Origin of the sequence: Devosia sp. (genome assembly GCF_028290435.1) — a bacterium.
Classification (GTDB): domain Bacteria; phylum Pseudomonadota; class Alphaproteobacteria; order Rhizobiales; family Devosiaceae; genus Devosia.
In genome coordinates, this window is record NZ_JAQGJV010000004.1 from 1 (window position 1) to 25,066 (window position 25,066).

Below are 25,066 nucleotides of genomic sequence, written 5' to 3' on the forward strand. Positions count from 1 at the left end.
CTGGGTAGGCATGGCACGCTCTCTTCACCACTCCCTGCGGGGGAGAGGTCGACGCGCCGCGTGGGGTGTGGGGGCCTTTACTGGGTGAGGTGCTTGCGGAAGGCCCCCTCACCCGGCTCGCAAGAGCGATCCGACCTCTCCCCCAAAGGGAGAGGTGAAGTGCCTCACATCCCCGTCACCAGATACTGCCCCATGAACCACACCTCCCTCGCCAAAAACGGCAAGGTCGTCTGCCAGCTCTGATATTTGCTGGTCGGTGTCGGCGACGGTTCCGCCCTTATCCCCACGCGCCCCGCGATCATCAGCGCCCGCCGCATATGCAGCGGATCGCTCACCACCAGCACGCTCCCCAGCCCATTCTCTTCCAGCACCGGCTTGGCAAACTGCAGGTTCTGGATCGTCGTCCGCGACTTGTCCTCCAGCAGCACATCATCCGCCGGCACGCCCTCGGCCACCAGCCAGTTCTTGCTGGCCTGTGCCTCGGTCAGGTCATCCTCGGGGCTCAGCCCGCCGGTCACCACGATTCGCCGCACCTGTCCGCTCTCGAACAAATCCGCCGCATGCCGCAACCGCTCCACCAGCACCGGCGTCGGCGTCGATCCGATCACCGCCGCGCCCAGCACCAAAGCCGCATCGGCCTTGCCGGACGCGCTCTGCCCGGCAAACCGCCAGATATCCACCGCCATGCCGCCCCCGACCAGCAGGGCGAGGACGACAAGCGCGACGATGAGTTTATAGACGCGCCGAACTAGGCCCATTCGCCCTTGCGCATCACCGGTTCGGTCGTGCCATCGGCGTGGACGCCATCGATATCCACCTTGTCGGAGCCGATCATCCAGTCGATATGGATCAGGCTCTTGTTGCCGCCCTGGGCGAAAATCTGCTCCTGGCTCAGGCTCTTGCCATCAATGAAGCAATCCGCATAGCACTGCCCCTGCGCGATATGGCAGGAGGCATTCTCGTCATAGAGCGTATTGAAGAACAAAATCCCCGAAGCCGAAATCGGCGACGAATGCGGCACCAGCGCCACTTCGCCCAGCCGACGCGCGCCCTCATCGGTGTCCAGCACCTTGTTGAACACGTCCGCTCCCTTGGCGGCCTTGAGCTCGATCAGCCGACCATTCTCGAACCGGCCCTGCATTTCTTCGATCAGCGAGCCGTTATGCGATAGCGGCTTGGTCGCCGCCACGTAGCCATCGACCCGCTCGCGATGCGGCGTGGTGAACACTTCCTCGGTCGGAATATTGGGATTGCAGGTCACCCCGTTCTTGGCCTCCGACGCGCCGCCCTTCCAGCGGTGACCATCGGCCAGGCCCACGGTCAGGTCGGTGCCCGGCCCGGTGTAGTGCAAGGACGCGAACTTCTTCTCGTTGAGCCAGGTCCAGCGCTTCTTCAGGTTCGCATTGTGCTCTTTCCACGCCGCGATCGGATCGGGCTGGTCGACGCGGCTAGCCGCGAAGATCGCATCGGCCAGCTTGCCCACCGCGATGTCGTCGCTATCGTTCGGAAACACCAGCTTGGCCCAGGCCAGCGTCGGATAGCTGACGATGTTCCAGTTGATATCGAAGCCGGTGATCAGTTCCAGCGCAGGGCGATAGGCCGCCGAATTGGCGCGGTTGGCGCGCGACACCTTGGCCGGGTCCTGGCCCGCCAGCATCATCGGATTGTCGCCCGAAATCGCCAGCCGCGCTGCGTTGTTCTTGTAGGCCTCGGCCATGCCCGAATAGAGCCAACCGGCCGCGCGATCGAAGCTGGCGTCATTGGCGTATTTGTAGCGGGCCAACGTGGCCTCTTCGTCCGAATAGATGGTCGTGACCAGGCCCGCGCCGGCCTTGTAAGCATGCTCGGTGATCCGCCGCACAAGTGGCGCCGCGGTCATCGGGGCGGTGATGATCAGGTCCTGCCCCTCCGCCAGTTGCAGCCCCACCTTGATGGCGACTTCGCCGAGCTTGTCGAGCTTTACCGGATCGATGGGGTTCTGCGTGGTCATGACATGTTCCGAAACAGGATTGATTTGCGCGTTACCCTAACCAGCCATCGCGGCAAGGCAAGGGCAAGAATGGGATGTCTTGGTGAACGCCAACTCACCCCCTCCTCTCGGCCTCCCCCATCAAGGGGGAGGTGTCTGCCGGTGGATGGGCTTAAGAGTGGCGCGAACTCCTCCCCCTTGACGGGGAGGCAGGGTGGGGGTGTTCGGAGCCACGATGTTGATCGGGGTTAGACATCCCCCACCCTTGACCCTCCCCGCCAGGGGGAGGGAGACGACTGAGAATTCAGGGATCAAACTAATCCATACAGCGGAGCGGTGCGAACCTCCCGTCGTTTGATCCAGATCAAAGCCCCCACCCGGCTACGCGCTTATTCCATCTTGCATCCAAATGGAGTGAGCCCAATGCCCGCCGATACGATTGTCGTCATCTGTGCTGTCGTCGCATTTTTCGCCGTTTTCATGGGAGCGCTCGGCTACGGCCAGTGGATCACGCGCGACCTTCCCTGACCTATCGCCCGCTGCGCCTGCCAGCGTTGCATTCACGCAACACAACTCGCCCGACCGCGATTTTCGCGGTTGGCAAAGCCGAACTGTTTGGCTACAAATCGTCCACCGCTTAAAATCGAACTTCGGGAGGCGTTGTATGACAGATATGTTCACCGGCTTCCTTATGGGCACCTCTCGACCTCGTCGAGGTTAGGTCCCCATCCGCGGCCCGCCCTGGTGCCGCCCGCGGTTTTTTCATCACAACCCATCTGAGTGCCGGGTCGATTTATCTCCCGCCACGGTTGTGCCTTTCATGTCTACCCTTGAGGGCCGGCGCGCCAAAATCGTGGCCGGGTCACCATTATGTCGTCCAAGAAATCCGGTTTTAGTGCCGACGCCTTCCGCAATGTCCTGGGTTTCACCATGGGCTATTGGCGCCAGCAGCCGCTTCGCGCTGCCTTGATCGCGGTTCTCGTGCTGGTGGCCACTTTGGCCGAGGCCCTGGTTCCGCTGTTTGCCGGCCATATGGTCGATGCAGTGGCATCGGGCAGTGGCCAGGATGCCAAGTTCTGGAGTGCGGCGGTCACCGCATTCCTCGTCATGTCCGGGCTTTATCTCGGCTCGGTGGTGCTGCGGCAGTTCGTGTTCTTCAACATTATCACCTTCACGCTGCGCATCATGAGCGACGTGACGGCGAACGCCTTTCATCGCGTCCAGCGCTTCTCCACCGATTGGCATGCCAACAGCTTCGCCGGCTCCACGGTGCGCAAGATCACGCGCGGCATGGGCGCGATCGATCTGCTCAATGACGTGCTGCTGGTCGCGCTGTTGCCGTCGCTGACCATGCTGGTCGGCGCCAGCGTGATTCTCGGCATGGCTTGGCCGGTCATGGGCCTGGTCGTGGGTCTCGGCTCGCTGATCTATGTCGTCGTCACCATCGCTCTGGCGGTCAATTTCGTGGCGCCTGCCGCGACCCTGGCCAACGCCTGGGATACCCGTATGGGCGGCGCGCTGGCTGACGCGGTCAGTTGCAACCCCGTAGTCAAGGCCTTCGGCGCCGAAACGCGCGAGGAGGCCCGGCTGACCCATGTCGTTGGCAAGTGGCGCAAGCGCACGCGCCGCACCTGGCAACGCGGCACGCTCAATGGCGGCGCGCAGGGCCTGATGATGGTCATCATGCAGACCGCCATTCTGGGCACGGCCTTGCTGCTGTGGCAGCAGGGCGCGGCCACGCCGGGCGACATCACGTTCGTGCTGTCCATGTTCTTCGTGCTGTCGGGGCATCTACGCGATGTCGGCCAGCACGTGCGCAACCTGCAGCGTTCGGTCAACGACATGGAAGAACTGGTGGCTCTGCACAGCCAGTCGCTCGGCATCGATGACAAGCCGGGCGCCGGCGCGATCAAGATCGGTAAGGGTGCCATCGCCTTCGAGAACGTGACGTTCCAGTACGGTTCGCACGCCACAGCGCTCTACCGGGATTTCTCGGTCAAGATTGCACCCGGCGAACGCGTCGGGCTGGTGGGTCATTCGGGATCCGGCAAGACGACCTTCGTCAAGCTGATCCAGCGTCTCTATGACGTGAACCAGGGCCAGATCGTTATCGATGGGCAGAACATCGCCACTGTGAAGCAGGCGTCCCTGCGCCAGCAGATCGCCATCGTGCAGCAGGAGCCGGTGCTGTTTCACCGTTCCCTGGCAGAGAACATCGCCTATGCCCGTCCCGGCGCCACCCGCGCCGAGATCGAGCTGGCGGCGCGGCAAGCGTCGGCGCATGACTTCATCATGTCCCTGCCCAAGGGCTACGAGACCATGGTGGGCGAACGCGGCGTCAAGCTGTCGGGCGGCGAACGCCAGCGCGTTGCTATCGCTCGCGCTTTCCTCGCCGATGCGCCGATCTTGATCCTGGACGAGGCGACATCGAGCCTGGACAGCGAAAGCGAAGTGCTGATCCAGAATGCGATGGAACGCCTGATGGTCGGCCGCACCACGCTGGTGATTGCCCACCGCCTGTCGACGGTGCGCGCGCTGGATCGCCTCTTGGTGTTCGACAAGGGCCGCATTGTCGAGGAAGGCACCCACGAGATGCTGGTGCGCCAACCCGCCGGCATCTACCGCCGCCTGTTCGAGCGCCAGGCGCTGGAACTGACCAAGGGCCTCGCCATCGCCGGAGAGTAAAAACCGCCGGGGAGCAATCCCCGGCGTTTTGTTTTCAGACCGCCTTGCCGGTCTGGCTGTCGATGATCTGACCAGTCGCCGTGCCGGTGATGACCTTCACATAGGCCTTGGCGACATCGGCGGCTTTCTGGCCGCCGGCCGGGTCCTGGCCCATCCCACTCAGCGTCTCGGCGACCCAGGGCGGGCTGACGACGTTGAGCCGCACCTTGCCCTTGAGGTCGAGCGCCGCGCTGCGCACAAAACCTTCGAGACCCGCATTGATCATGCCGATCGCCGCCGCCGCCGGCATCGCGACCCGCGCCAGCGTGCCCGAGGTCACCGTGATCGAGCCGCCCGGCCGCACATATTTCATGCCGGTGCGGATGACATTGATCTGCCCCATCAACTTGTAGCCTAGGCTGAACGCATAATCCTCGTCGCTCAGTTCGGTGATCGGCTTGAACGCCCCGCCGCCTGCCGCGCTGACGATCGCATCCACCTCGCCGATCGCCGCAAACAGCTTTTCCAGCGACGCCTTGTCCTGGATGTCGGCGCGATACTCGCCGGCACTGCGCGATACGGTGATGACCTCATGCCCCGCAAGGGCGGTGACGATTTCGGCACCGATCGTGCCGGTTGCTCCAATGACGATGACTTTCATGGTCGATCACATCCAGGGTTACGCTGAAGCCCTCGCAATCGTCGCGATCGCGGAAGCCGAAGGCAATTCACCACGAATGCGCCGAGCGGGGAAGGCCGCTTTGCCCTAGTATTGACGAACAATGCCTTCGCCTTGTCGGACATGGTGAGAACAGCAGGCCCGGCCTATATCAGCGTCAGATCAATTCATCGGGAGACAATCATGATCGATGCCCGCATCCAGACCGACGTCCGCTCGGCCCTCATCCTGCCGCTGGCCACCAAGCTGGGTCCGGTCCACATCGCCGTCACCGAAAAAGCCAAGGCGCTTGCCATCTGGCGCGATGTCGTTGGTCTTGAGATCATCGCCGAAACCGGCAACCTGCTGACCCTGGGTGCCGGCGGCACGCCCTTGATCGTGCTCGAAACCGGCGCGACCCGTCCATCCGTTCCCCGTACCATCGGCCTCTACCACGTCGCCATCCACGTGCCGACCCGGCCCGATCTTGCACAAATGGCCGTCCGCGCCCTGCAGCGCCAGGTGCAGATTTCGCCCACCGATCACCTGGTGTCCGAAGCCATTTACCTCTGGGATCTGGACCACAACGGCATCGAAATCACCTTCGAAACCCCCTGGCGCGGCACGCTGGCCGACCCAAAGCTGGGCCATTACGCCGTCACCACCGAGGGCAAGCCGCATTCGGGCCGCGAGCCGATCGATCTCGATGGCCTGCTCGACGAGCTTGGTGACAAGCCCGTGCTCGTCCCCTCCATGCCCGCCGGCACGCGCATTGGCCACGTCCATGTCCATGTCAACGACCTGCACATGGCGATGGATTTCTATCGCGATGTCATCGGTTTTGCCGGGTTCCTCTTGATCACCTCGTTCGGCATGGGCGATGTCGGCCTCGACTACGCCCCCCACACCATCGCCTTCAACATCTGGTCCGGCGAGAACGCCGCCCTGCCGCCCGCCGGCGCCGCCGGCCTCCGCTGGTTCACCATCGTGCTGCCCGATACCGCCACGCTCGACGGTGTCCGCACCCGGCTCGCCGCCGCCAAGGCGCCGGTGTCGGAGATCGATGGCGGCATCGAAACGCAGGACCCGTTCGGCAATCGCATCAAGCTGCTGCGCGCCTAGCCTCGACGCCAGCGAACCGAACCGCTAATCCTCCCGTTCACCGAGCGGGAGGATTTTTCATGCGCACAGCAGCCGACGTCATCGCTTTCTGGTTCGAACAGCATGGCTCCGGGGACTGGTTCGGCGGCAAGCCCGAATTCGACGCCGCCTTGGCGCAAGAATTCGCCGCGACCCACCCGCACGTCGCCAAGGGCGAAGCCTGGCATTGGCGCGCCAGCGCTCATGGCCGCCTGGCCGAAATCATCGTCCTCGACCAGTTCTCCCGCCAACTGTTCCGCAAGCAGCCCGAAGCCTTCGCCCAGGACAGGATGGCTTTGGTTCTGGCCCAGGAAGCTATCGCCCAAGGCGCCGACGACGTGGTAAGCCCCTTGCAGCGTCCTTTCTTCTACCTGCCCTTCATGCACGCCGAGTCCCTGCCCATTCAGGACGAGGGCCTAAAGCTCTACCGCGCCCTCGGCGATGCCGAGCAGCTCGGCTTCATGCAAAAACACTACGACTGCATCGCCCGCTTCGGCCGCTTCCCGGTTCGAAACGCCGCGCTGGGACGGGCAAATACGCCCGAGGAAGCGGCCTATCTCGTCGAAATCGGTGACCGCGGCTTCTGAAGCGCCGAGCCCTCTTTTCTTCTCCCCATCGGGGAGAAGGTGGCGCGCGGCGCCGGATGAGGGGGATTGTCGCGGCAATCACTGCGTGCCTTGCGGAGGATAAATTTCCCCTCACCCGTCTCGGCCATCCCGAGCCGACCTCTCGCCAATGGGGAGAGGAAAGCAGGAGGCGCCGCGCTACCGCACCAACCCCGGCTCCACCAGCGCTCCGCGCTGCCCGATCACAATCCCCGCCACCCGATGCGCCGCCGTGGCCGCATCCTGCAACGACTTCCCCGCCAGCCGCGCGCTCAAATACGCCCCGTTGAACGAGTCGCCCGCGCCCGTCGGGTCTACCACAACCGCCCCCGTCGGCGGTGCCACGGTCACCCGCTGGCTTGCCGTCGCGATCAGCGCCGGATTGGCCCCGTCCTTGACCACCACTTCTTCAACGCCAAGTTCCAGATACCGCTCGGCCGTCTCTTCCACCGACTTGTCGCCAAACACCGGTGCCTCGTCCGAATGCGTCGGCAGCACGATATCGCACACGCTCGCCGCCGCCGTCAGCATCGAGGCCATCACCCGCTGACTGCTCCACAGGGCCGGTCGCAGATTGGGGTCGAACACGATTTTAGCCCCCGCATCGCGCGCTCGTACGATCGCCCCCAAGAGCCTTCCACGCGCCCGCGGATGCAGGATCGCCATGGTGATGCCGGAGAAATACACCATGTTGGCGCCCTCCAGCGCGCCGTTGAGCGCATCCTTGTCCTCGGCCATCAGCTTGGCTGCCGATTGGTCGCGCCAATAGGTGAAATGCCGGTCGCCATGCTCCTGGTGGATCATATACAGCCCCGGCCGCCGCCCTTTGACTTTGCCGATAAACTGCGTGCCGATGCCGTTGCTATCCAGAAACGCACGGATATCGCCCGAATAGCGGTCCTCGCCCAGGGCAGTGAAATAATCCACTTCCCAGTCGTCCCCCAGCAGCGCCCGCATGTACCAGGCCGTATTGAGCGTATCACCGGCATAGCCCAGCCGGTATTGCCGATCCTCGCCCCCGGCCATCTCGATCATGCACTCGCCAATGCTTACGAACCGCTGTGCCAAGTTCAAAATCTCCATTGCGTCCCTATGGGTTATGCCGTCAAACCCACCTGCGCCGCAAGATTGCGCATAGCCTTCCATACAAGTTTGGAAGGCCTTATGCTGCGCCCTGTTGTTTGGAGATTCTGCCGCCATGACCCGCCTGAGCGCCAAAACCCTTGCCGGATCGCCCACGGGCTTTGCCGTCCCCGATTATGACCGCAGCGCGGTGACGCCCGGCATCGTGCATCTCGGCATCGGTGCCTTTCACCGCGCCCATATGGCGGTCTATGTCGATAGCCTGCTGGCGACAAACCCCAGCTGGGGCGTTGTCGGCGCCAGCCTGCGCCGTCCCGATACCAAGGAAGCGCTGGAGCCGCAGGATGGCCTCTACACAGTCGCCGTGCGCGACGCCTCCGGCACCAAGGCCCGTGTCATCGGCTCGATCCTCAAAGTGCTCGATGCCAATACCCAGCGCAGCGAATTGCTCGATCTGATGGCCTCGCCCGCCATCCGCATCGTCTCGCTCACCGTCACGGAAAAGGGCTATTGCTCCGCCCCCGCCACCGGCGAGCTCGATCCGAACCATCCCGATATCGTCCATGACCTGGCCAATCCCGATGCCCCCCGCAGCGCGCCGGGCATAATCGTCGCCGCCCTGGCCCAGCGCCGCGCCGCCGATATCCGCCCGTTCACCGTCATGAGTTGCGACAATCTCCCCTCCAACGGCCCCACCACCCGCCGCATTGTCGTCCGCTTCGCCGAACTGCGCGATCCCGCTCTGGGCGCCTGGGTCGCCGAACACGTCGCCTTCCCCGGCACCATGATCGACCGCATCGTGCCCTCCACCACCGATGCCGACCGCGCCATGGTCACTTCGCTGACCGGGCTCGAAGACGCCTGGCCGATCATGACCGAGCCCTTCACCCAATGGGTTATCGAAGATCATTTCCCCCTCGGCCGCCCACCCTTCGAAACTGTTGGCGCGCAAGTGGTCAAGGATGTCGAACCCTTCGAGCGCATGAAGCTGCGCATGCTCAACGGCTCTCACTCGACTCTAGCCTATCTCGGCTACCTCGCCGGTCATCAATACGTCTCCGACGCCATGGCCGATCCGGCTTTCGTCAAGCTGATCCACAATCTGATGACCGAGGAAGCCATCCCCACCCTCGACATGCCCGGCGTCGACCTGCCCGGTTATCGCGATCAATTGCTCGAACGCTTCCGCAATCCCGCCCTGCAGCACCGCACTTGGCAGATCGCCATGGACGGCACGCAAAAACTCCCCCAACGCCTTCTCGGCACCATCCGCGACCGCCTCAAGGCCGACCAGCCCATCACCCACCTCGCCTTGGGCGTTGCCGCCTGGATGCGCTACGTCATGGGCATCGACGAGAACGGCGACACCATTGATGTGAAGGACCCCCTCGCCATGCGCATGATGGCGATTTCGGCGGGGGCAGGGGGTGACCCCGAAGCGCTGTTCGATGGCCTATCGGCGCTGACCGAAGTGTTCGGCACGGATCTGCCCCAGAACGAAGTGTTCCGCGGCACGGTCATCGAGCACTTGGAGAGCTTGTTTGAGATCGGATCGGCGGAGACAGTGGCGGAATTGGTTGGCGACTAATCTAGCAGTCGACACCCTCCCCCTTGCGGGGAGGGATCAAGGGTGGGGGGATGTTTAGCCCCGATCCATCATCGTGGCTCCCAACACCCCCACCCACCTCCCCCGTCAAGGGGGAGGAGTTCGTCCGGTGGTTGGGCTGAAACAGTGGACCAACCTTCTATTCCTCTCCTCGTCGGGGAGAGGGTGGATCGGCGCAGCCGAGACGGGTGAGGGTGCACTTTATCAGGGCAGACACCCTCATCCGGCGCTACGCGCCACCTTCTCCCCGACGGGGAGAAGAAAAGGCCGGCCTAATCCCGGGTCTAAACCCAGCCGTTCAACGCCCGATCGAAAATATCCAGCGCCCGCGCCTTGGTCAGCTCGATGGGATTGCCCCCCGCCGTCGGATCAACGATCGCCATCTCCCCGATCAAATCCCGCTTCGACTCATCGACGCCAAACTCCCGCAGCGTATTGGGCACATCCAGCCGCTGCCGCAGCGCCAATACCGCATGCTGGAAGGCCTCGAAGCTTGGCGACATCCCCAGATATGCCGCCAGCCGCGCAATCCGCTGCTCGATGGCCGAGCGATTGACCGCCAGCACATAGGGCATGAACACCGCATTGGTCATGCCGTGATGGGTGTCGTAAAGCGCCCCCACCGGATGGCTCAGCGCATGGATGGCCCCCAGCCCCTTCTGGAACGCCGTCGCCCCCATCGCCGCCGCGCTCATCAAATGTCCACGCGCTTCGATGTCATTGGGATCGAGATAAACCTTGGGCAAGTTCTCGAACACCAGCCGAATGCCCTCGACCGCGATGCCGTCGGCCAACGGGTGATAGCCCGGCGCGCAATAGGCTTCGAGGCAATGCGCCAAGGCATCCATGCCGGTGCCCACGGTGATGAATTTGGGCATGCCCACCGTCAGCTCCGGATCGACGATCACCACCTTGGGCATCATCAGGGGGTGGAAAATCACCTTCTTGGTGTGCGTGGTCTCGTCGGTGATGACGCTGGCGCGGCCCACCTCCGAGCCGGTGCCTGCCGTCGTCGGCACGGCGACGATCGGGAAAATCCCCTTGGGGTCGGCACGGGTCCACCAATCGCCGATATCCTCGAAGTCCCACATCGGGCGCGTCTGGCCGGCCATGAAGGCGATGGCCTTGCCGACATCCAGCCCGGAGCCGCCGCCGAAGGCGATGACGCCATCATAGCCGCCCGCCCGCAGCGCCTCGACGCCGGCATTCACATTGGCCGAGATCGGATTGGGCTTCACATCGGCGAATACGCCAGCTTCGATCCCCGCGGCCTTGAGCAGTGCCAACGTATTCTGCGTCACCGGCAGGTTGACCAGCCCAGCATCGGTCACCAGCAGCGGCTTGCTGATCCCCGCGCTCTTGAGCGCCTCGGGCAATTCGGCAATGCGCCCCGCGCCGAACTTGATGGCGGTCGGGTAGTTCCAGTTGGCTTTGGTCATTGGGGCCTCCAGTGGCACGCCCTCGTGGTTCGAGGGTCGCTGCGCTCCCGCCTCACCATGAGGTCTACTGGAGCTGCGATTCAAAGTAGCCCTCATGGTGAGGTGCGAGTTCTTACGAGCCTCGAACCACGAGGGCGTGGCACTAGCCATGCTTGAAATGATAACTCTTGGGCTGGGTCAAATTCGCATAGCCAATCTCGCTCAACGCGCCGCCCTTGCCGGTGTCTTTGACCCCGGTCCACACCAGCCCCGGATCGAGATAGTCACAGCGATTGGCGAACACCGTGCCAGTCTCGACCCGCGCGCCGATTTTGCCCGCCGCATCCAGGTCCTCGGTCCAGATCGAGGCCGTCAGCCCATAGGGGCTGTCGTTCATCAGCGTGATGGCTTCCTCGTCGTCCGCCACCTTCATGATGCCGACAACCGGCCCAAAGCTTTCCTCGCGCATAACCGACATCTGGTGGTTCACATTGGTCAACACCTCCGGCGCCAGATACGGCGAGCCGTCTTTGTCCAGCTCATGCCTTGAATTCAAATGCCGCTTCGCCCCACCGCGCACGGCCTCCTCGGTCTGTCCGCGCACATGATCGGCAAAATTCCCCCGTGCCATCGGCCCAACCACGGTCGCTTCATCCAACGGATTGCCCAGGGTCCAGCCCTTGGCATTCTCGACGAAGCGCTCGACGAACCCGTCATAGATCACCGCATCGACATAGATGCGCTCAACACCGCAGCAGCTTTGCCCGGAATTGAAGAACGAGCCATCGACCAGGTTCTCGACCGCGTTGTCGAGATTGGCATCGGCGCGGACATAGGCCGGGTCCTTGCCGCCCAGTTCCAGCCCGAGCGTCGCGAATGTGCCGGCCGCGGCTTTTTCGATCCGGCGGCCACCCTCGACCGAACCGGTGAAATTGATGTGGTCGATCGCGCCCGAGGCGATCAGTGTTTCGGTGTCCGCATGGCCAAGCACCAGGTTTTGGAAAATGCCGTCGGGAAGTCCAGCATGCTTGGCCGCTTCGGCAAATCTCTCTCCCGCCAGCAGCGTCTGGCTGGCATGCTTGAGGATCACCGCATTGCCCGCCATCAGCCCCGGCACGATCGAATTGACCGCCGTCAAAAACGGATAATTCCACGGCGCAATCACCATCACCGTGCCCAACGCTTCCCGCGTGATATACCGTGTAAACCCCGGCTTATCGGTTTTCTCCACCGGCGCCAGGCTCGCTTCGGCAATCGCAATCATATGCCGCGCCCGTTCCTCGACGCCGCGCTTCTCGCCCCCGAACCGGATCGGCCTTCCCATCTGCCAGGCCAGTTCGGGCACGATCGCGTCGTTCATTTCCAGCAGCGCATCGACGAAATGGCTCATCACCTTGGCCCGCTCGGCCACGGTGATCTCGTGCCAGCTGTGCCGCGCCGCTTTGGCGCGCACCACCGCCGCATCGATTTCCGCACCGCTGGCCAAAGCCCGCTCAGCATAAACGCTGCCGTCGATCGGCGAGATGATTTTGACCGTTTCCGTCATGTTCCAGCCTATTACCTTGCCACGATGTCATCCCCGCGCAGGCGGGGACCCATCCTGGAATCTCAAGTTGGGCCCCGGCTCAAGGCCGGGGTGACACCGAGTATGTGATGCCGCTTGTGGCAGCAAGTGGGCTTAGCTGCGTTCAAAACCGCGCTTGAGCTCCCAATCGGTCACGCGCCGATCATACTCGAACTGTTCCCATTCCGCCGTATGGACATAGTGCCCCACCACATCCTCGCCGAACACCTCGCGCAACAGCACCGAATGGCGCAGCGTTTCAGTGGCTTCACGCAGCGTCTTGGGAATTTCGCGCAGCTTTTCAGTCACATAGGCGTCGCCGACGAATGCCGGCTCCAGCGGCAGCTTGTCCTCGATGCCCTTGATCCCAGCCGCGATCAGCGCCGCCATGGCGAGATAAGGGTTCAAATCCGCGCCCCCAATCCGGCATTCCACCCGGATCGCCTTGCCGCCTTCGCCACACAGCCGGAACCCGGCCGTCCGGTTATCCGAGCTCCAGATCGCCTTGGTGGGCGCAAACGTTCCCGCCTGGAACCGCTTGTAGGAATTGATGTAGGGCGCGAGGAAATAGGTGATGTCGCGCGCATAGGCGATCTGCCCAGCCATGAAATGGGCCATGGTCTGGCTCATGCCACGCTCGGCTGAGGGGTCGGCGAACACCGGCTTGCCCGCCATGTCGGCCAGCGACATATGGATATGGCTCGATGATCCCGCCAGCCCGAAATCCCACTTGGCCATGAAGGTCACGGCCTTGCCCTGCCCATAGGCGATTTCCTTGGTGGCGTTCTTGAGCACGACATGGCGGTCGGCCATGGTCAGCGCGTCGGCATATTTGACGTTGATTTCTTCCTGCCCCGGGCCCCATTCGCCCTTGGAGCTTTCCACCGGAATGCCCGAGGCCTGCAGGTGCTTGCGCAGCGCCCGCATCACCCCCTCTTCCTTACTCGTCTGGAAGATGTGGTAATCCTCGATGTAATAGCCGGAGGTCTTCAGGTTCCGGTGGCCCTTTTCGTGCACGGTACGGAAATCGTCGTCGAACAGGTAAAATTCCAGCTCCGTCGCCGCGTTGCAGGTATAGCCCATCGCCGCCAGCCGCTCGATCTGGCGCTTGAGAATGGCGCGCGGGCTATGCGGAATTGGCTCGTGATGGTGGTGATCGCTGAGGTCGCACAACGCCAGCGCCGTGCCCTCTAGCCATGTCGCCTTCATCAGCGTCGTCAAATCGGGCTTCAGCACGAAATCACCGTAGCCCTTTGCCCAGTTGGCCGCCTCGTAGCCGGGCACCGGCTCCATATCGATATCGTCGGCCAGAAGGTAATCGCAGCCATGGGTTTCATCATGGGCGGTTTCGAGGAAAAACTCGGCTTGCAGCCGCTTGCCCATCAGTCGCCCCTGCATATCGGGAAAGGCGACGAGGACGGTATCGATCGTGCCGGCGGCGACGTCGGCCTTGAGCGCGTCGAGCGAATAGGCGGCCATGCGAAACTCCCACAGTGTTCTTGATTGCGGGGCCACGGTGAACCGCGGCCCCGTTTTGGCGTTAGGCCTTTTGATGTTCCATCGCGAATTCTTCTTCCGGCGACAGGATCAGCTTGTGCCGCCCGATGACCGCGAAGTAGACGACGCCGACGGCGCACCATGCCACCACCCAGATCACGCCCTTGAAGAAGTTCGGGTCTTGCAACTGGTAGAACAGTGTCACGGCGGCGATGATGATGGTCAGGACCGCGCCCGGAATGCCCACCGGCGAACGGAACGGCCGCTCGATATTGGGCAGCTTGCGGCGCAGGATAATGAAGCTGATCGCCTGCATGATGTAGCTCAACATTGCGCCGAACACCGCCATATTGAGCAGCACCGAGCCAATGATGTCATCGCCGAGCTGGGTTTCGCCTTCGCCGCCGCCGCCATTGACGAACCAGATGATCAGCATCACCGCCAGGCCCAGCAGCGCGCCCGAGATCATGGCGATATGCGGGGTCTTGTATTTGGGATGCGTCACCGACAGCGCCGACGGGAAATACCCCGCCCGGCTGAGCGAATAGACCTGACGGCCCTGCGCGTAGAGGATGGTGTGGAACGAGGCGATAAGCCCGATCAACGCCACAATGCCGAACAGGGGTGCCGCCGCATCGCCATAGATGTTGCGGATGCCGAGCAGCGCCGGCTCCAGCGACGAGCCAAGGGCAAAGCTGCCGACGCCGTGGATCGATGGGTTGAGCAGCACGATCATGAACGCGCTGAGCAGCAGGGTGCAGAACCCCAGGAGAATGCCGCGCGGCATGTCGCGCTTGGGATCGACCGATTCTTCGGCCGCCAGCGGCACCTGCTCGATGGCCAGGAACAGCCAGACTGCGAAGGGCAGGGTAGCCAATACGCCTTGCCAGCCAAAGGGGAACCATGAGCCATTGCCCTCGGGCAATTCGACTGCGCCACCATCCGGCCCGACGCCGATATTAAGCGCCCAGCGACCGAAATCGATATTGGGGAAGGCGCTGAACCAGAAGAAGACGAGGCCCGCCAGCGAGATCAGGGTTACCACCAGCGTGACCTTGTAGCTGAGCGCCACGCCATAGATGTTGAGCGCGAGGAAGATGGCGAAGAACACGATCCACAGGATCGGGTAGAGCGCCGTATCGAGCCCCGTAATCGAGCCGAAATAGCCTGAGATAAAGGTGACGATCACCGCCGGCGTCAGTACATATTCGACGTTCTCGAACAGGCCGGTGACAAAGCCGCCCCACGGCCCCATCGAGGTGCGCGCGAACGAATAGGCCGCCCCGGTATGGGGCAGTGCCGGGCTCATCTCGGCAATCGAGGAGACCAGGCCCAGATACATGATGGCGATGATGGCCGCTGCCACCATCATACCGCCCCAGCCGCCGGTGATGAAACCGAAGTTCCAGCCGGAGAAGTGGCCAGAAATCACCGCGCCGACGCCGAGCGCCCATAGCGACCAGATGCCCGCATAGCGGGTCAGCCCACGTTTTTCGAAATAGCTGCTGTCCTGCGTCGCGTAGGCGACGCTGCCGACCTTCTTTGTCTCTGCCATTATTCAAGCCCCCAGGTTTAAAGCCCCAATCTTGCGTCTAGCGAGCCGCCGCCCTGCCGCGCGCCTCATGCGCGGCCACGAGGCATCGGGCCAGCCGGGCAGCCCAGAAGGCAACCCCGGCGGGTTCGAGAATTTCAGTGTTGCGAATTTCGATCATGGTGGCCTCGAGCCCGCGCCCATCACCATGCTTTTCCAGCGTCAGCGTCACCCCGTTGAGCGCCGCATAGGGCTCGTTCCAGCCGAGGTCCAGCGCCGGATCTTCGGTCATGAGCGCGTCGAACAGCTTCTGCGTATAGCCGGTGTCGCGGCCGTGGATCAGCCCGATCGGCCAAGGCCGCGGCACATCGAGGTAAATCGGGGTAAACGAGTGCATGCAGACCAGAACGGTCGGCAGGCCGCGCTCGGCGCGCCGATCCAGCACCCGTTCGATGGCGAGGTGAAATGGTGCGTGATAATCGCCAATCCGTCGCGCGCGCTCCTCATCGCTCACATCGATATTGGCCGCGATCATCGTGGCCTCCGACAGCGTGCGGATCAGTTCGGGCGAGTCTGTCTCGCGGTTGCAGTCGATGATCAGCCGCGACACGGTCGAATGTACCAGCGGCGCATCGAGCAGATCGACCAGCGCCTGGCACACCGATAGCGCACCCGGATCCCAGGCGATGTGTTCCAGCCGCTGCGCCAGCGACAGGCCCAGATCGCCATAGCGCTCGGGAATGCGATTGGAGGCGTGGTCGCAAACCAGTACGAAGGGCGAGCGCCCCTCGGGATTGATGGTGATTGCCGGCGGCAGTTGGCTCGCCTCAAGGCGCGCCTCTGCACGATCGTCAAGCATGCCGTGCCCCAGCCGGATCGCCGATCCGGACTTCCATCTTCATGCGCCGGCCCTCACCAGCGATCACGAAAGATTAATGACAGATGAAAGCCTTTTGCGGCCTCTGTCAAAGGCTTGGTGTGTCCCCTGTGGATAATTTTGACCGTTCGATCAAAGTCCTATGCCGCGTCGACCCCATCCATGGCCAGGAACTCGTCAGCGCTCATGGTAATTTTCGCATCGATCGGGCCGATTTTGGAATGATCCTTGCCCACAAAATCGAGCCGGTCGAGCACGCTGCGGATAACGTTGAGCCGACCGCGCCGCTTGTCGTTGGCGCGGATGATGGTCCAGCGCGCATACGACTTGTCGGTCCGCGTCAGCATTTCGTCGCGCGCCTTGGAATAGGGTTGCCAATTGTCGAGCGCCTTCAAGTCGATTGGCGACAGCTTCCACACCTTGAGCGGATCGTGCCGCCGGTCATGGAACCGCTTGAGCTGCATTTCCCGCCCGATCGACAGCCAAAACTTGAACAGATGAATGCCGTCATTGGTCAGGCGTTTCTCGAATTCGGGCGCTTCCTCCAGGAAATGCTCGGTCTGTTCGGGCGTGCAAAACCCCATCACCGGCTCGACCCCGGCCCGGTTATACCAGGAGCGATCGAACAGCACGGTCTCCCCGGCGGCCGGGAGCCAGTCGACATAGCGCTGGAAATACCACTGTGTGCTTTCGCGATCGTTGGGTTTGGGCAGCGCCGCGATCAGATTGTAGCGCGGGTTGAGATTTTCGAGATAGGTCTTGATCGTGCCGCCCTTGCCGGCCGCATCGCGGCCCTCGAACACCAGCATTACGCGCTCGCCCGTCTTGGCCAGGTGGGCCTGCAGCAGCACCAATTGCTTTTGCAGGTCGAGCATTTCCGCTTCGTAGACATCCCAGTCCAGCTTGTCCGCATAGGGATAGCCGCCCGAGCTCATTGCGGCCTTCTTGATCGCCTTGGGCAATTTGGGATTTTCGATATCGAAGTCGTCGAACGGATTGCTCACCTGTCTCTCCCTTGTCGCATTGAACGTGCTATGAAGATCGCTTGTGTGCAAGTGGCTCCGGCCGCTGTGGTTTTTTTACGGTGTCGATGCTCGTTTCCAGTTCCCCCCAACCGCGTAGCTTTGTCGTAACGCTGATGTCGCGCCTGCTCAGCCGGGCCACGCTGCTGCTTGTGCTGGCCGGCGTGCTGCTGGCTTTGGTGCTCTCCGCCGGGCTGCACCCCATCAATGCGCTGCTGGCTTTGCTCATCATGGGAGTCGTGGCGGCGCTGTTGCCGGCTGCTGAAATCCGGATCGAAACCGTCGTGCCCGGCGCCAGCGAGATCGTCACCGATGACGAACAGTGGATCGCCGCTTTCGCCGATGCTTTGACCGACCCCTGCCTGCTGCTCGACCGGCGCGCGCTCGTCACCCACGCCAATAGCGCAGCGGCGCGAAAGTTTCCTAACCTGATCGCAGGCAATCCCGTCACCTTCTACCTGCGCAATCCGGATCTGGTGCAGGCCATCGATGGCGCCGGCCGCAGTGGCACGACACGAACCTTCGAGCTGCACGAAACCCTGCCCTCCGAGACCTGGGACAAGGTTGTCGTCACCCCGCTGCGGCGTCCCGATACCGAATGGTTCGAAGACGAAGGCCGCCTGTTGATTGTAACCTTCCAGAGCCTGACCGAGCTCAAACGGGTCGACGCGATGCGCTCCGACTTCATCGCCAATGCCAGCCACGAGCTACGCACGCCGCTGGCGTCCTTGCTGGGATTTATCGATACCCTTCTGGGGCCGGCCGCGAAGGATACGGCCGCGCGGGAAAAATTCCTCGTCATCATGCGCGGTCAGGCCGAGCGGATGAGCAAGCTGATCGACGACCTGCTGAGCCTGTCGCGCATCGAGATGCACCAGCATGTCCGCCCCACCGGCAGCATTGATCTTGCCGCGCTGCTGCGCGAAGTACGCGAGGGCCTGCAAACGCAAGCCCGGGCGGCCAATGTCGAGATCGTCATGACCCTGCCGGACGGGCCCGCGACCACTACGGGTGATCGCAGCCAGCTCTACGAAGTGTTTGAAAACCTGATCGACAACGCGGTGAAGTACGGCTCCAATGGCAAGACCGTCGAGGTCCAGCTTGGGCCTGCGGGCCGCGTCGGTTTCGCTCATCAGGTCAGCGTCACCGACCACGGGCCTGGCGTCGAGCCCGAGCATGTGCCACGCCTGACCGAGCGCTTCTACCGCATCGATGCCGATACCAGCCGCAAGAAAAAAGGCACCGGCCTTGGCCTCGCCATCGTCAAGCACATCGTCCACCGCCACCGCGGCGTGCTGACCATCAAGAGCAAACCGGGCGAAGGCATGCGGGTCGACGTGCTGCTGCCGTGAGGCTGTAGGATTGGTCTTAGACGGACCGGAGCGCCCGTCCCTCGGCATCGAACAGATGCACCACGGCGGGGTCCAGCCCGACATGCACTTCCGTGTGCAGATGCAGATCCGGCGCCCCGTCCAGCTTGACCGTCAGGTGATTGCCATCGGCCAGCAGGACGTGGATCAGCGCATATTCGCCAAACTGTTCGATGACCTCGATCGTGCCGGTGAATTGCGCACTGGCCACGTCCGTCAGCCCCAGATGCTCCGGCCGCACGCCCAGGCTCGCGGCTTTGGCGACCTGAGGATTGGTTGTCGCAATCGTCTTGCCGCCGGGCAGCGTCAGAGACGATCCCTTCGGCGTCACATTGACGAAATTCATCGTGTGGTTGGCGATGAAGCCGGCGACGAACGTATTGACCGGGTGGCGATAAAGCTCCAGCGGCGTGCCGACCTGCTCAATCCGCCCGGCATTGAGCACCACGATCCGGTCGGCCAGCGTCATCGCCTCGACCTGGTCATGCGTCACATAGATCATCGTCGCATCGAGCGTATCGTGCAGCTTGGCGATTTCGACGCGGGTCTGCCCGCGCAGTGCAGCATCGAGGTTGGACAGCGGCTCATCGAACAGAAAAACCTTCGGTTGGCGCACAATGGCGCGGCCAATGGCGACGCGCTGGCGTTGCCCGCCCGACAGGGCTTTTGGCATGCGGTCGAGATAGGGCTCGATCTGCAAAATCCGCGCAGCCTCGCGGACGCGCTGGTCGACCTCGGCCTTGGGCGTCTTGGCCAGCTTCAACCCGAAGGCCATATTGTCGTAGACGCTCATATGCGGATAAAGCGCGTAGCTCTGGAACACCATGGCAATGCCGCGCTGGGGGGAGGGGACGTCATTGACCACCTTGCCGCCGATCTTCACCTCGCCTCCGGTAATGTGCTCCAGCCCCGCGATCATCCGCAACAACGTAGACTTGCCGCAGCCCGACGGGCCCACAAAGACCACGAACTCGCCTGACTTGATGGTCAGATCGACCCCATGCAGCACCGGCACATTGCCGTAGGACTTGTGTACGCCGGTCAGTTGGACATCGCTCATCGTGGTCTCCTCATTCGTCAAGGGTCACCCCGGCTTGCGCCGGGATGACAGCAATGGGCCTCAGGCCGTCTCAACCATCAAGGTCGCGATCTGGAACGGCCGCAGTTCCAGCACGACGGTATTGTCCACCACCGTGACTTTACCCTCGTCGCCTTCTTCCATCAGGTTCACCAGCTTGGCCGACTTGATCGGCAGCCCGAACCTGATCGTCGCCGTCGCCCGCGTATTGGCAGTCTCGAAAACCCGCAGCACCAGCCCGTCGGATTTTTCCGCTTTCTTGACCGTCTCGATGGTCACATTCTGCGCATCGCAAGTCGCAAAAGCGAAGCTTTCGCTGGCCCCCGTCGCCGCGCCCGGCTTGACCGAACCCAAGACCGCGATCGGATTGTTGAACCGCTCGGCCGCGCGATGCACCTGCGCCAGATCGGCGACGCCATCGTGCACGAACAAGCCATAGCGCAGGCGATGCTCGCCCAGATCCGCCTTCGGATCGGGAAAGCTCGAACCGCGCAGCAGCGTCAGCCGCACGGTCTGCTCCAGCGCGTCATAGCCATACTTGCAGTCATTGAGCAGCGCGGCGCCGAAATCGGTCTCGCTCATATCCACCCAGCGATGCATCGAGGCTTCGAAGCGCGCCTTGTCCCAACTGGTATTGCGATGGGTCGCCCGCTTGACGTGACCGAACTGGATTTCCGAGCGGATTTCCGAGACGTTCAGATCGAAGGGGAAACACGCCTTGAGCACGGTCGCGCGTTCCTGCCAGTCGACAAAGGTGTCGAATTCAAGCTGGCGAGCGCCTGCTTCGAGCGAAATGACCTGCACGACCTTGGACAGGTTGTACGTCCGCTCCACCCGGATTGCCGCGCGATGCGGGCCGGTCTCGACCACGGTAATGGTGGCCTTGCTGTCGCTGAGCGGCCAGAACTGCTCCTCGAAATACCGGTCGATATCCCAGGCGTCCCACTCCATCGGCTTGTCTTCGTAAGCGATGAGCCGGTTGCCCGTCTGCCCCTTGGCGATGACTTCGCGATTGCGGCTCTTGTCGAGGATCGAGGTGATCTCGCCAGCCTTGTCGAAGCTGACCTTGATCAGGTCGTTTTCGAGCAGGCTGGTGGTCGCCTTCAGTGTCGATTTGCCAGCAGCAACGCCGGAGACCACCTGAACGCCAGTCCAGCCGAGCGGTGCCAGCGCTCTGACTGGCGCCGCATAACTGGTCTCGCCACCGGCACCCACCAGCTTCTGCAGCGGCTGCGTCGCGCCGCCTTGAGCAAGCCCGGCGCCATCGAGACCAGCATCGCTGCCCAGGCTCACCAGCGCATTCGTCCGCGCCTGGCTGGTGAAGTTGAACAATCGCGTGCCGCTCTTGGCGCCCGGAATGGCCGAAGCCGCCGAGTGCCATGGCCCATTGGCCGACGCCAGGGTCGAGAACAGCTCGCCATATTCATTGTCGGAGTCGACATAGACTTCGGGGATCGACGTGCCCGGCAAAATGTCGTGGAACTGGTTGATCAGGATGGTTTCCCAGAACGTATTGATCTGCGCCGCTGGGTAGGCCGCGCCGCTCTGGGCATGCGCCAGGGCGCTCAGCAGTTCGAGCTCCTTCATCACCCGCTCGCTCTTGCGGTTATTGGCCTTGTTCTTGGCCACCGACGTCAGCGTGCCGCGATGATATTGCAGGTAAAGCTCGCCATTCCATTCGGGGAAGCGGGCCGGGTCCGCTTCCATGGCCGTGCCCAACCGGTCGAGGAAGGGCGCGATGCCTTCGAGCTTCAGCTTGGGCGCACCGGGAATGCCGCGCTCCAGCCGCGTGCCGCGCTCGATCATCGCGCGGGTCGGTCCGCCGCCGCCGTCGCCATAACCGTAGCACAGCAGCACTTCGTCATAGGCCTGCTTGGGCTCGTAACGCGTCCAGGCGCCCATCACTTCGCTGACCGAGAGATCGGAATTGTACGTGGTGTAAATCTGCTCGCTGCCGAACTTCTGCGCGGTGATCAGCTGCGCCTTGGTCTTGGTGCCGTCGATGCCCCGCCAGAAGAAGGTGTCATAGGGGTGGCGGTCGGTATCGTTCCAGCTCAGCTTGCTGGTAACAAAATATTCCAGCCCCGAACGCTCCATCACCTGCGGCAGGTTGGCCGAATAACCGAACGTATCGGGCAGCCACACAGTCTTTGGGGTAACGCCGAATTCCTCGATATGGAACCGCCGCCCGCGCATGATCTGGCGCACGAGGCTCTCGCCCGAAACGATATTCACGTCCGGCTCGACCCACATCGCGCCTTCGATTTCGAACTGGCCGGATTTGACCTTTTCCTTCAGCCGCGCCCAGGTTTCCGGGTAATCGGTCTTAAGGAAGTTGAACAGCACCGACTGGTTGTACATGAAGACGAACTGCGGATATTCGAGCATCAGCTCCATCACCGTGGCGAAGCTTCGCCCGGTCTTGTCGCGTGTATGCATCACGCGCCAGAGCCAGCCGACATCGAGATGGGTATGCCCCACCGCCGTGATGGTCGGCATCACCTCGGTGTCCTTGAGCTGATAAATCTTGGCAGCGATCTTCTCGGCCGCGCCCAGCGACGCCTCGAACGCCTCGGTATGCGCACCGCGCCGATCCAGCGCGCGCAGGGAGTCATTGACCAGCTTTGTGATGGCATGCCGACGCGGATCGGACTGGTGCAGGCGGGTGGCGACTTCCAGCGGCGTCTGCAGGTCGTAATAGAGCTTTTCAGCGCGTTCGTTGCGGATGAAGAATTCGACGGTGAAGCCGACCAGCAGGCGCGGAAAAAACGTGAAAGCGTTCACATGCACGACGCGCTTGGTGCCGGCCTTGGCCTTGCGCATCACCACCACTTCATTGTGGTTTCCGTCGATCGCCTGCGCCGTCGAGCCATCGAGATAGGCGAGGCACTGCGGATCGGTGCCGCCAGGCCGGTCGCTCCACTGCGAGGTGACGCGCATGATGAAGGTCTTGCCTGCCGCTTCCTTGGGCACGGTCACTTCAGCAGCGAACCACGTATTGTCCTGGCTGCGCGCCCATACGGTGCGCGCGTCGAACTTGGTCCAGCCGCGCCAATCGGCCTTGAGCGCGGCCTGGGCGCTCAGGTTTTCCTCCACATAATGCCACTGGAACGGCACCTCGACCGGCGTCAGGATTTTGGCGTGCAGATCGGCGCACAGCCGCAGCAGTTTCCCCTCGGTTTTGAGATCGTCGTCCAGCAGGCCAAGCTTGGTGGACAGGGGATTGGAATAGGTCATCCTTTAACTCCGACACCGGCGAAACCTGTATTCATGTTGCGCCGTAACAAGAAATAGACGCCGACCGCCGGCGCTGCGTAGATAATCGAATAGGCCGCCAAGAACCCGTACTGGATCGCCCCATTCTGGCCGAAAGCGGCATAGAGGCCCACCGACATGGGAAAACCCTGTTCGGTGCGCGAAAAGATCAGCGGCAACAGGAACTCGTTCCAGGCGCCGGTGAAGGTGAAGAACCACACCACCGCAATGCCGGCCCGCGATAGCGGCAGCACGATGCGCGTGACGATGTGCCAAAGGCTGGCGCCCTCCACATAGGCGGCCTCTTCCAGCTCTACCGGCACCGTATCGAAGAAGTTCTTCAGCAGCAGCAGGGTGAACGGCAGGTTCAAAATGGTCAGCGCCAGCACCACGCCGTAATTGTTCAGCAGCCCCATCGATTGCGAGACGAAATACATCGGCACCAGCACGCCGATCGAGGGCAGCATGCGCATCACCACCAGCGCCCACAGGAACGCATTGCGGCCGGGGATTTTCAGCCGCGACAGCGGATAGGCGGCCGCAATGCCGACGATCACTGTCAGCGTCGCCGTGCCGGCCGCGATATAGACCGAGTTCAAGAACTGCCGCCCCGCATTGCCGCTCATCGCCTGAGCGAAATTGCCCAGCGTCACACCCTGAGGGATCGCCAGCCGACCGGTCGCCGCCGGATCGAAAGCGTTGAGGATGAGCCAGGCAAACGGGCTTATCCAGATCAGCGCCATGAACGACAGCGCCAGCGCCATGGCGCGGGAATGCGCTTCATTTTCCATTATTTAGGCTCCCGCAGCAGGCGCAGATAGATCAGCGACAAGGCGCCCACGATCAGCAGCATGGCCACCGAAATGGCGCTGCCATAGCCGAGCTTCCCGGTGCCGAAACTCTGCTTGTACATGAAAATGGCCAGGGTCTCGCTCTGCCGTCCCGGCCCGCCGCCGGTCAGCGCATAGATCAGCGGGAAATAGGTGAAGGTCCAGATGGTGATGAACAGCATGTTCGTCGCGATATGCGGCCGGATGATCGGCAGGATGACCAGCCAGATGCGCTGGAATGGCGTCGCCCCATCCACCTTGGCGGCTTCCACCACTTCGCGCGACACCGAGTCCAAAGCCGCCGAGAACAGCAGGTAGCTCCACGCGGTGCCCTTCCAGATATTGGCGATGGTCACCACCGGCAGTGCGAATTCGCTGATGAAATTGACCGGCTTGAAGCCCAGCGGCGTGATGATCAAGTTGTTGATCAGCCCTGTCTGCGAGGTGGTCGCCGACCACAGGAACGCCGCTACGATATCGGGCAGCAGCCAGCCCAGCATGATGGCGACTTCGATGAAGCTGCGCAGGTTGGACTTGGTGGTGCGCAATGTCCCCGCCAGCAGGAAGCCGAGCACGCTCTGGCCTACAATGGCCGAAAAGAAAGTGAAGATGACCGTGGTCCACAACGCATCCAGGAACCCCTTGCGGGTCCATAGACGCACGTAGTTTTCAAAGCCTACCCAGCTCCAGTTGACCGACTTCCTGCCCACAAGCTCAAGATCGGTGAAGGAGAAGCTGAAGGCCCAGGCGGTGAAATAGATCAGTGCGGCGAGCAGCAAAAAGGCCGGCAGCATGCCTAGAACCAGCAGCCACACATTGGATGCCAGCCAGGGATTGATCTGGTTTTTCATCGCCATTCGGCTGGATTTCCTGTTGGTCGCAACATCGTCCGCATACTC

Annotated in this window: 19 protein-coding genes; 5 read left to right on the plus strand and 14 right to left on the minus strand. The window is 62.6% G+C overall.

Features of this window, described 5'->3' with window-relative positions; all coding sequences use genetic code 11:
- Positions 1 to 164: 164 nt before the first annotated feature.
- Together JWP26_RS00680 and JWP26_RS00685 are read right to left on the minus strand one after the other, a co-directional pair.
- Positions 165 to 758 (minus strand): YdcF family protein, encoded by a 594-nt coding sequence (locus tag JWP26_RS00680; RefSeq protein ID WP_299721947.1) that lies wholly within the window; start codon positions 756 to 758, stop codon positions 165 to 167.
- Positions 749 to 1,990: an aminopeptidase gene (locus tag JWP26_RS00685; RefSeq protein ID WP_299721950.1), complete on the minus strand. Its 1,242-nt coding sequence runs from the start codon at positions 1,988 to 1,990 to the stop codon at positions 749 to 751. Before JWP26_RS00685 ends, JWP26_RS00680 begins: the two co-directional genes overlap by 10 nt.
- Before the next feature lie 849 nt (positions 1,991 to 2,839).
- On the opposite strand from JWP26_RS00685, the gene JWP26_RS00690 reads away from it, so the two are divergent.
- Entirely contained in the window at positions 2,840 to 4,654 is a 1,815-nt protein-coding gene (locus JWP26_RS00690; protein WP_299721953.1) for an ABC transporter ATP-binding protein, read from the plus strand.
- A 34-nt stretch (positions 4,655 to 4,688) separates the two neighbouring features.
- Here the strand turns inward: JWP26_RS00690 and JWP26_RS00695 are convergent, their stop codons facing one another.
- On the minus strand, positions 4,689 to 5,294 hold the full coding sequence (locus JWP26_RS00695) for a short chain dehydrogenase (protein WP_299721956.1): 606 nt from the start codon (positions 5,292 to 5,294) through the stop codon (positions 4,689 to 4,691).
- A gap of 201 nt (positions 5,295 to 5,495) precedes the next feature.
- Between JWP26_RS00695 and JWP26_RS00700 the strand changes: the two genes are divergently transcribed.
- Positions 5,496 to 6,413: a VOC family protein gene (locus JWP26_RS00700; RefSeq protein ID WP_299721959.1), complete on the plus strand. Its 918-nt coding sequence runs from the start codon at positions 5,496 to 5,498 to the stop codon at positions 6,411 to 6,413.
- A 59-nt stretch (positions 6,414 to 6,472) separates the two neighbouring features.
- Positions 6,473 to 7,018: a DUF924 family protein gene (locus tag JWP26_RS00705; protein WP_299721962.1), complete on the plus strand. Its 546-nt coding sequence runs from the start codon at positions 6,473 to 6,475 to the stop codon at positions 7,016 to 7,018.
- Positions 7,019 to 7,195: 177 nt separating this feature from the next.
- On the opposite strand, the gene JWP26_RS00710 is transcribed toward JWP26_RS00705, so the two are convergent.
- Positions 7,196 to 8,104, minus strand: a complete 909-nt coding sequence (locus tag JWP26_RS00710; RefSeq protein WP_299721965.1) for a sugar kinase — start codon at positions 8,102 to 8,104, stop codon at positions 7,196 to 7,198.
- A 130-nt stretch (positions 8,105 to 8,234) separates the two neighbouring features.
- Here JWP26_RS00710 and JWP26_RS00715 point away from each other — a divergent pair, with 130 nt between their 5' ends.
- Entirely contained in the window at positions 8,235 to 9,707 is a 1,473-nt protein-coding gene (locus tag JWP26_RS00715) for a mannitol dehydrogenase family protein (RefSeq protein ID WP_299721968.1), read from the plus strand.
- 302 nt (positions 9,708 to 10,009) lie between these two features.
- On the opposite strand, the gene JWP26_RS00720 is transcribed toward JWP26_RS00715, so the two are convergent.
- From JWP26_RS00720 to ppk2, 6 genes are all read right to left on the minus strand, one after another.
- On the minus strand, positions 10,010 to 11,164 hold the full coding sequence (locus tag JWP26_RS00720; RefSeq protein WP_299721970.1) for an iron-containing alcohol dehydrogenase: 1,155 nt from the start codon (positions 11,162 to 11,164) through the stop codon (positions 10,010 to 10,012).
- A 142-nt stretch (positions 11,165 to 11,306) separates the two neighbouring features.
- Positions 11,307 to 12,689 (minus strand): aldehyde dehydrogenase family protein, encoded by a 1,383-nt coding sequence (locus tag JWP26_RS00725; RefSeq protein WP_299721973.1) that lies wholly within the window; start codon positions 12,687 to 12,689, stop codon positions 11,307 to 11,309.
- Between the two features lie 132 nt (positions 12,690 to 12,821).
- Entirely contained in the window at positions 12,822 to 14,186 is a 1,365-nt protein-coding gene (locus tag JWP26_RS00730; protein ID WP_299721976.1) for a glutamine synthetase family protein, read from the minus strand.
- Between the two features lie 61 nt (positions 14,187 to 14,247).
- The gene (locus JWP26_RS00735; protein ID WP_299721979.1) at positions 14,248 to 15,759 is read right to left on the minus strand and encodes an amino acid permease; all 1,512 of its coding nucleotides are present in this window, start codon (positions 15,757 to 15,759) and stop codon (positions 14,248 to 14,250) included.
- A gap of 37 nt (positions 15,760 to 15,796) precedes the next feature.
- Positions 15,797 to 16,594, minus strand: a complete 798-nt coding sequence (locus tag JWP26_RS00740; protein WP_299721982.1) for an N-formylglutamate amidohydrolase — start codon at positions 16,592 to 16,594, stop codon at positions 15,797 to 15,799.
- Positions 16,595 to 16,752: 158 nt separating this feature from the next.
- On the minus strand, positions 16,753 to 17,616 hold the full coding sequence (gene ppk2 / locus JWP26_RS00745) for a polyphosphate kinase 2 (RefSeq protein WP_299721985.1): 864 nt from the start codon (positions 17,614 to 17,616) through the stop codon (positions 16,753 to 16,755).
- An 86-nt stretch (positions 17,617 to 17,702) separates the two neighbouring features.
- Here ppk2 and JWP26_RS00750 point away from each other — a divergent pair, with 86 nt between their 5' ends.
- Positions 17,703 to 18,986: an ATP-binding protein gene (locus tag JWP26_RS00750; RefSeq protein WP_299722068.1), complete on the plus strand. Its 1,284-nt coding sequence runs from the start codon at positions 17,703 to 17,705 to the stop codon at positions 18,984 to 18,986.
- 16 nt (positions 18,987 to 19,002) lie between these two features.
- On the opposite strand, the gene JWP26_RS00755 is transcribed toward JWP26_RS00750, so the two are convergent.
- The 4 genes from JWP26_RS00755 to JWP26_RS00770 are packed head-to-tail and all read right to left on the minus strand — an operon-like array spanning position 19,003 to position 25,024.
- Complete coding sequence (locus tag JWP26_RS00755; RefSeq protein ID WP_299721988.1) at positions 19,003 to 20,064, minus strand: ABC transporter ATP-binding protein; 1,062 nt, start codon at positions 20,062 to 20,064, stop codon at positions 19,003 to 19,005.
- 60 nt (positions 20,065 to 20,124) lie between these two features.
- On the minus strand, positions 20,125 to 23,319 hold the full coding sequence (locus tag JWP26_RS00760; RefSeq protein ID WP_299721990.1) for a glycoside hydrolase family 38 C-terminal domain-containing protein: 3,195 nt from the start codon (positions 23,317 to 23,319) through the stop codon (positions 20,125 to 20,127).
- On the minus strand, positions 23,316 to 24,128 hold the full coding sequence (locus JWP26_RS00765; protein WP_299721993.1) for a carbohydrate ABC transporter permease: 813 nt from the start codon (positions 24,126 to 24,128) through the stop codon (positions 23,316 to 23,318). The genes JWP26_RS00760 and JWP26_RS00765 overlap by 4 nt, the downstream gene beginning before the upstream one ends.
- Entirely contained in the window at positions 24,128 to 25,024 is an 897-nt protein-coding gene (locus tag JWP26_RS00770; RefSeq protein WP_299721996.1) for a carbohydrate ABC transporter permease, read from the minus strand. Before JWP26_RS00770 ends, JWP26_RS00765 begins: the two co-directional genes overlap by 1 nt.
- Between the last annotated feature and the right edge of the window lie 42 nt (positions 25,025 to 25,066).